Annotated in this window: 6 protein-coding genes; 1 reads left to right on the forward strand and 5 read right to left on the reverse strand. The window is 71.2% G+C overall.

Annotation, left to right across the window (positions count from 1 at the left end; translation table 11 throughout):
* From G4D87_RS31070 to G4D87_RS31090, 5 genes are all read right to left on the reverse strand, one after another.
* Positions 1 to 1,809, reverse strand: a 1,809-nt coding sequence (locus tag G4D87_RS31070) for a methyl-accepting chemotaxis protein (RefSeq protein ID WP_163786319.1), incomplete at its 3' end; no start/stop codon positions are given.
* On the reverse strand, positions 1,806 to 3,593 hold the full coding sequence (locus G4D87_RS31075) for a methyl-accepting chemotaxis protein (protein ID WP_163786320.1): 1,788 nt from the start codon (positions 3,591 to 3,593) through the stop codon (positions 1,806 to 1,808). The genes G4D87_RS31070 and G4D87_RS31075, both read right to left, overlap by 4 nt.
* Positions 3,590 to 3,961 carry a protein CrdC gene (locus tag G4D87_RS31080; protein WP_163786321.1) on the reverse strand — a complete coding sequence of 124 codons (372 nt, stop codon included), beginning with the start codon at positions 3,959 to 3,961 and terminating at the stop codon, positions 3,590 to 3,592. The genes G4D87_RS31075 and G4D87_RS31080 overlap by 4 nt, the downstream gene beginning before the upstream one ends.
* A gap of 3 nt (positions 3,962 to 3,964) precedes the next feature.
* Positions 3,965 to 4,399 (reverse strand): chemotaxis protein CheW, encoded by a 435-nt coding sequence (locus G4D87_RS31085; RefSeq protein WP_205507783.1) that lies wholly within the window; start codon positions 4,397 to 4,399, stop codon positions 3,965 to 3,967.
* Between the two features lie 22 nt (positions 4,400 to 4,421).
* A complete protein-coding gene (locus G4D87_RS31090; protein ID WP_163786323.1) occupies positions 4,422 to 5,171 on the reverse strand; it encodes an OmpA family protein in 750 nt (249 codons plus the stop codon).
* Between the two features lie 216 nt (positions 5,172 to 5,387).
* Between G4D87_RS31090 and G4D87_RS31095 the strand changes: the two genes are divergently transcribed.
* Positions 5,388 to 6,553: sigma-54-dependent transcriptional regulator (locus G4D87_RS31095; protein WP_163786324.1), on the forward strand; the 1,166-nt coding region annotated here is incomplete at its 3' end.

Here is a 6,553-nt window from a genome sequence, read left to right on the forward strand (position 1 = left end):
CTCCTCCCCCAGCGGCTCCTGTCCAATCTGGAAGCGCTCCACCACGCCCTGCAGGTCCCTGGCGAGCACCAGCAGGTCCGTGTTCGCCGTCGTCACCTGCTTGGTGGCGTTGAGGCTCTGCTGGGTGATGCGGAGGATGTCCGCCATCGTGTCGGCGAGCTGGTCGGTGCCCAGCTGCTGCTGCTGCGTGGCCAGGGAGATGCTGCGCACCGCGTAGGACGTCTGCCCGGCCAGGTCGACAATCTGCCGCAGCGACTCGGACACCTGCTGCGCCAGCGTGGTGCCCGTCTCCACCGCGCGCACGCCGCCCTCGGTGGCGGACACGGCGGCGGCGGAGGCCTCGCGCACCTCCTCGATGAGGCCCTCAATCTCCTTCGTGGACTCCAGCACGTTCTCCGCCAGGCGCCGCATCTCCGCGGCCACCAGCGAGAAGCCCCGGCCCACCTCACTGGCCTTGGTGCCCTCCAGCTCGGCGTTGAGCGCCAGCAACTCCGACTTGTCGGCGACGCCGTTGATGAACTCGACGATTTTTCCAATCTGCTGCACGCGCTTGTTGAGCCGCACCACGGCGGAGGAGATGGCGTTGTTGTCCTGACGCATGCGCGCCATGGAGCCCAGGAAGTCCTCCGCGCTCCCCTGCCCCTGCTGCGCCGCGCCCAGCGTGCGCTGGGCAATCTCCGCCACCGAGCCGGCGTTCTCCGCGATCTGCCGCGCCGAACGCGCCAGCTCCTCCGTGGTGGCGCTCGTCTCGTCCAGCGAGCTGGCCTGCTCCGTCGCGCCCGCCTCGTAGCGCCCCGACGTGGTGAGAATCTCCTCCGTGGTGGCCGAAATCTGCGCGCCCGCCCGCTGCAACTGCGACATCACGTCCGCCAGGTGCGCGCGCATGGTGGTGAACGCCGCGGACACGTCCCAGACCTCGTCCTCCGCGGGCACCACGCGCGGGCTGGCCAGGTCGCCCTCGGCGATGCGCTTCGCCTCGCGCGACAGCTCCCGGAGGGGCCGCCCCAGCATGGTGCCGCCCAGGTAGGCGGCCGTCAGCGCCAGCGCGAAGACGAGCAGCACCAGGCCTCCGCCCTGCGTCAGCGCCTCCGCCCGGAGCTCCTGCGCCAACACCAGCTGACGGCTGACGTCCCGCTCCGCCATGAGCCGGGTGAAGATGTGGTTGCTCAGCGCCGACGCGAGCTGCGCGGACAGCACCGCGGGCGTCACCACCGCCACGAAGGCGAAGGCCACCAGCCGCGCGCGAAGCTCCGCGCGCCGGGGCATGGCCTCGATGAGCTGCGCGTGCGTCATGCCCAGCTCCGCCAGCCACAGCACCACCTTGCGCGAACGAAGCACGACGAGGCAGTACACGAGCAGCGCGGTCAGCGGCCCGAAGAGCAGGCCCAGCGCGGCGATGCGAGCGGCCACCGCCACCTCCACGCCCACGCCCAGCCACATGCACCCGCCCAGCGCCAGCGTGGTGACCAGCCACAGCCCCAGCGAGCCCAGGAAGGCCTCGTCCGGCGCGCGCGTCACCTCCGCCACCGCCGACGCCAGCGTCTGGGGCGTGGTGGGCACATCCCCACGCTCCAGCCCGCGCAAGGTGCGCTGCCGTCCCAGGGACACGGCGGCCCCCGACGCCAGCGCCGTCACGCAGAGCGCGCCGCCCAGGATGCCCAGCACGTCCATCCGGCCCGCCAGCGGCTCGGCCAGGGTCAGCGAGGCGAAACGCAGGCCGAGGGCCGCGCCCACCAGGTTGGCCAGTGGAACGGGCGCCATGAGGTGCCGGCTGAAGGAGGCCCGCCGGGGGCCCTTCTGCGCGCTCACGCGTCACCTCCCGGCCCGACGTTGAAGCGCTCCACCGCGTCTTTCAAGTCACGCGCCAGGGTGGACAGGTCGCCGTTGGCCGCCGCCATCTGCTTGGTGGCCGCGAAGTTCTGCTCGGTGACGCGGAGGATGTCGCCCATGGCGGCCGCGAGCTGGTCCGTCCCCGTCTGCTGCTGCTGCGTGGCCAGGGAGATGCTGCGCACCGCGTGGGACGTCTGCCGGGCCAGCTCCAGGATGAGGCTCAGGCTTTCGTCCACCTGCGCGGCCAGCACCGTGCCCGCGTCCGTCGTCTTCAGCCCCGCCTCGGTGGCCATGACGGCGGCGTGCGTCGCGTCGCGAATCTCCGCGATGAGCTGCTCAATCGCCTTGGTGGAGCGGATGACGTTCTCCGCCAGGCGCCGCATCTCCGCGGCCACCAGTGAGAAGCCCCGGCCCACCTCGCCCGCCTTGGTGCCCTCCAGCTCCGCGTTGAGCGCCAGCAGGTCGGACTTGTCGGCAATCTCGTTGATGAACTCCACCACCTTGCCAATCTGCTGCACGCGCTTGTTGAGCCGCACCACCGCGTCCGCGATGGCCTGGTTGTCCTCCTTCATGCGCTGCATCGCGCCCAGGAAGGCGGCGGCGCCGCGCTGCCCCGTCTGCGCGGCGGCGAAGGTCGTCTCCGCGATGGCGGACACCGACTCCGCGTTGCCGGCGATCTGCTGCGCCGAGCGCGCCAGCTCCTCCGTGGTGGCGCTCGTCACGTTGAGCGACGCGGACTGCTCATCCGCGCCGGACTCCTGCTCACCGGAGGTGGCCACCAGCTGCTCGGTGGTGGTGGAAATCTGGAGGCCCGCGCGCCGCAGCTGCGCAAGCGCCTGTCCCAGTTGCGTCTGCATCTGCGCGAAGGCGGCGGAGGTGGCCCACACCTCGTCCTCCGCGGCGATGATGCGCGGCGGGCGGAAGTCGCCCTGGGCGATGCGCGTGGCGTCCTCGGTGATGGAGCGCAGCGGCTCGGCGATGACGGCGCCGCCCACGTAGGCCGTCATCATCACCAGCACCGCGACCAGCCCGGCCACCGCGAGCCCGCGCGTCTGGCTGGCCCGCCCCGCCACCTCGCGCTGGACATGGTCCGGCGCGCCCACCATCGCGTCCACCGCGTCCATCGCCCGCGTCACCGACGCGTCGATGATGAAGAAGGACGGGCTGAGCACGGCGATGGCCGTGAAGAGCACCATCCGCCGGCGGATGTGCAGGCGGCGCGGCGGCGCGGTGGCCACCACCTCCAGCGGAGACAGGCCCTGGGCCGCCACCCGCTCCACCGCCTTGCGAGCGCGGCGAGCCACCATCAGGTAGACGAACAGCGCGCTCAGCGGCCCCAGGAACAGGCCCATCAGCGCCAGCCGCATCCCCAGCACCCACGTCCCGCCCACCAGCGGGACGAAGACGAGCGCCACGCCCAGCGAGGCGAGCAGCCAGCACTGGAGGACGAAGGCGAAGCTGCGCTCCGGGAAGGAGCGCGCTTCCAGCAGCGCCTTGAGCAGGGCCTCGTGCGTGGACGGCAGCCGCCCTTCGCCCAGCGCATACAGCACCCGCAGCGCGCGCCGGCCGTGCACGCCGGTGAACCAGAGCGCCAGCGACAGCGCCACGCCCACCAGCAGCAGGAAGGGCCCCCAGGTGCCCTCGGGCACCGTGTCGGTGAGCTGGCAGTGCAGCAGCACCAGCGCCGTGCCCAGGGCGCTGCCCAACAACGCGGGGCGCGCGGTCCACCGCGCCAGACCCCTCAAACCCACGGGCACCGTCATGCGCCCTCCCCTGAATGCCCGCGCAGGAAGCGCTCGAAGTCCGCCAGGCCCACCAGGGGCCACAGCGCCCCTCGCGCCAGGACAAAGCCCTGGAGGCTGCCACCCGACGCGCGCACCGTCACCGGCGGCGCGGACAGCACCCGGTGCGACTCGGCGTCGATCTCCAAGGCGTCCACGCCCACCGCCCCGCCCGAGGCGGACACCAGCACCCGGGCGGCCCCCGCCGTCTCATGGAAGGCCCGGCGCGCGGAGGCCGCCGCGTACCCGGCGGGCGACGCGATGGAGGCCACCTCGTGCGCATGGAAGGCGAGCCGGTGGGGACCGGCATGACACAGGAGCATTCCCCGGACGTGGCCCGGCGGCTCCATGGCTCAGGTCCCCTGACTGAGGTGGTCGAAGAGCCCTTCCGGGTCGATGACGGCCACGTCCCGGGGGCCGCTCTTGGCGGGGCCGCGCAGGTGGACGTGGACGCCCGTGGGGCCCAGGGGCTCCAGCGTGCCCGTCACCGGGGAGACGCCGGCCACCGTACTGGCCGTGAGGGCCAGGGTCCCTCGTGGCAGGCGCACCAGCACCGCCCTCCGGGAACCCTGACTGACGCCGCTCACCAGCAGGCCCATGTCCACGACGGGGATGACTTCACCCCGGTGCGCGAACACGCCCAGCAGGTGGGCTGGAGCGCCGGGCACCCGCGTGAGCTCGGGGAAGGTGACCACCTCCACCGCGCTCTCCGCGGGCACCGCATACCAGCTGCTGCCACAGGCGAAGACGAGATAGGACTGACGCGCTTCAGGCTCTTGGACGGCCATCACCCGCGCAGCCTACCTCAGACTAGCGCTGGAACTCGACGCGGCGGTTCTCGGACCACGCGTCTTCGGACGAGGCGGTGTTCACCGGGCGGTTCTCACCATAACCCACCGTGCCCAGCTGGCTGGCCGGGACGCCCAGGTCCGTCAGGTAGCGCTTGACGGACGCCGCGCGGCGGTTGGAGAGCTGGAGGTTGTACTCCTCGGTGCCGCGCTCGTCGGCGTGGCCCGCCAGGGTGACGCGGCCCGGCGCGCTCTTCAGGCACTGGGCCAGGTCGGACAGGCGCTGCTGCGCGTCCGCGGACAGGCCGGACTCGTTGAAGCCGAACGGCACGGGGCTCCAGTCGCAGCGGTCCACGGAGGCCGTCACGCACTGGCCGGCCTGGCACTCCTGGCCCTCGCCGCAATCATCGCTGGACGCGCAGGTGTTCTCGGGGGCCTGGCAACGGCCGGACTCGCACTTGCCACCGCCGGGGCACTGGGTGTCCTCCTGGCACTGGGCCTCCGCGCACTTGCCGGCCTCACAGATGCGGCCGCTGCCACAGGCGCTGTCCGTGGTGCACTCAGGCGGCTTCGGGGCACACTTGTTCGCCTGGCAGGTGAACCCCTCCTGGCAGTTGGCGTCGGTGGCGCACTCCTGGCACTGGCCCTGGACGCAAACCTCGCCCTTCTCCGCGCAGTGCTCGTCCTCATTGCACTTCGGATAGGAAGGGGTGCAGCCGCCCATGATGGCGACGGCGAGGGAGAGCCCCGCCAAAAGGGAAATCTGACGCATTATTTCCTCCAGAATTCTGTAGTCGAAAACGCGCCCGCGCCCGCGGGGTAGTGGGTGGCGTGTAGTCTCAGTGGCGGGGGTGAGTCAAAACATTTGTCCCTCCCTGGACACCCCCCCGGCCGCCGAAACCCTTGAATGTCCAAATATTTTCCGTGAGATTGTCACGATTGACCCACGTGTGGCGCGCCCCATGGCCCGCCTCGGGGAAAGCCCGTCATGCCCGCCTCCGTCCTCATCGTCGATGACGAGAAGAACATCCTCCTCACCCTGAGCCAGTCGCTCCAACTGGCGGGGTACCAGACGCACCTGGCCAACAGCGGGCAGGTGGCCCTGGATGTCGTCAGCGCCCGCCCCGTGGACGCGGTGCTGATGGACGTGAAGATGCCGGACATGGACGGCCTCACGGCCCTGGCCAGGCTGACCGAGCTGAAGCCGGAGCTGCCCGTCATCATGATGTCCGGGCACGGCACCATCGACACCGCGGTGAAGGCGACCCAGCTAGGGGCCAGGGATTTCCTGGAAAAGCCAATTGCCCGGGAGCGGCTGCTGGTGGCGCTGCGCAACGTGCTCAAGCACCAGGCGGCCATGGCGGAGCTCCAGGAGCTGCGGGCGCAGCTGGGCCGCTACGACATGGTGGGCAGCGGGCCGGCCATGCAGCGCATCTTCTCGCTCATCCAGCGCACGGCGCCGTCCGAGGGCCGGGTGCTGATTACGGGGGAGAACGGGACGGGCAAGGAGCTCATCGCGCGGGCGCTGCACCAGCACTCGAAGCGCAAGGGGCAGCCGTTCGTGAAGCTCAACTGCGCCGCGGTGCCGCACGAGCTCATCGAGAGCGAGCTGTTCGGCCACGAGAAGGGCGCCTTCACCGGCGCGGTGAGCGTGCGGCGGGGCAAGTTCGAGCTGGCCCACGAGGGCACGCTCTTCCTGGACGAGATTGGCGACATGCCGCAGGCGATGCAGGCCAAGCTGCTGCGCGTGTTGCAGGAGGGCGAGCTGGAGCGCGTGGGCGGCGCGGAGACGCTCAAGGTGGACGTGCGCGTCATCGCGGCGACGAACAAGAACCTGGAGGCGGAGATTGCCGCCGGGCGCTTCCGCGAGGACCTCTACTACCGCATCAACGTCGTGCAGCTTCACTCGCCCCCGCTGCGCGAGCGGCGCGAGGACTTGCCGGACCTCATCAAGACGTTCCTCGACGAGGCCTGCGCGAAGAATGGACGCCGGCCGCTGACGCTGTCCCCCGACGCGCTGGCGGTGATGAGCGCCTACGACTATCCAGGCAACGTGCGCGAGCTGCGCAACCTGGTGGAGCGGCTGGCCATCCTGTGTGAGGGCCCCGTCGTCAGCCGGACGGACGCGCTGGAGCTGCTGCCCCGGGGCCGGAA

Source organism: Myxococcus vastator (assembly GCF_010894475.1).
Lineage (GTDB): Bacteria > Myxococcota > Myxococcia > Myxococcales > Myxococcaceae > Myxococcus > Myxococcus vastator.

What these genes read in the sequence shown, in the direction of transcription:
- G4D87_RS31075 (WP_163786320.1), bottom strand. Translation starts at nt 3,593, where the DNA reads ATGACGGTGCCCGTGGGTTTGAGGGGTCTGGCGCGGTGGACCGCGCGC.
- G4D87_RS31085 (WP_205507783.1), bottom strand. Translation starts at nt 4,399, where the DNA reads ATGGCCGTCCAAGAGCCTGAAGCGCGTCAGTCCTATCTCGTCTTCGCC.
- G4D87_RS31090 (WP_163786323.1), bottom strand. Translation starts at nt 5,171, where the DNA reads ATGCGTCAGATTTCCCTTTTGGCGGGGCTCTCCCTCGCCGTCGCCATC.
- G4D87_RS31080 (WP_163786321.1), bottom strand. Translation starts at nt 3,961, where the DNA reads ATGGAGCCGCCGGGCCACGTCCGGGGAATGCTCCTGTGTCATGCCGGT.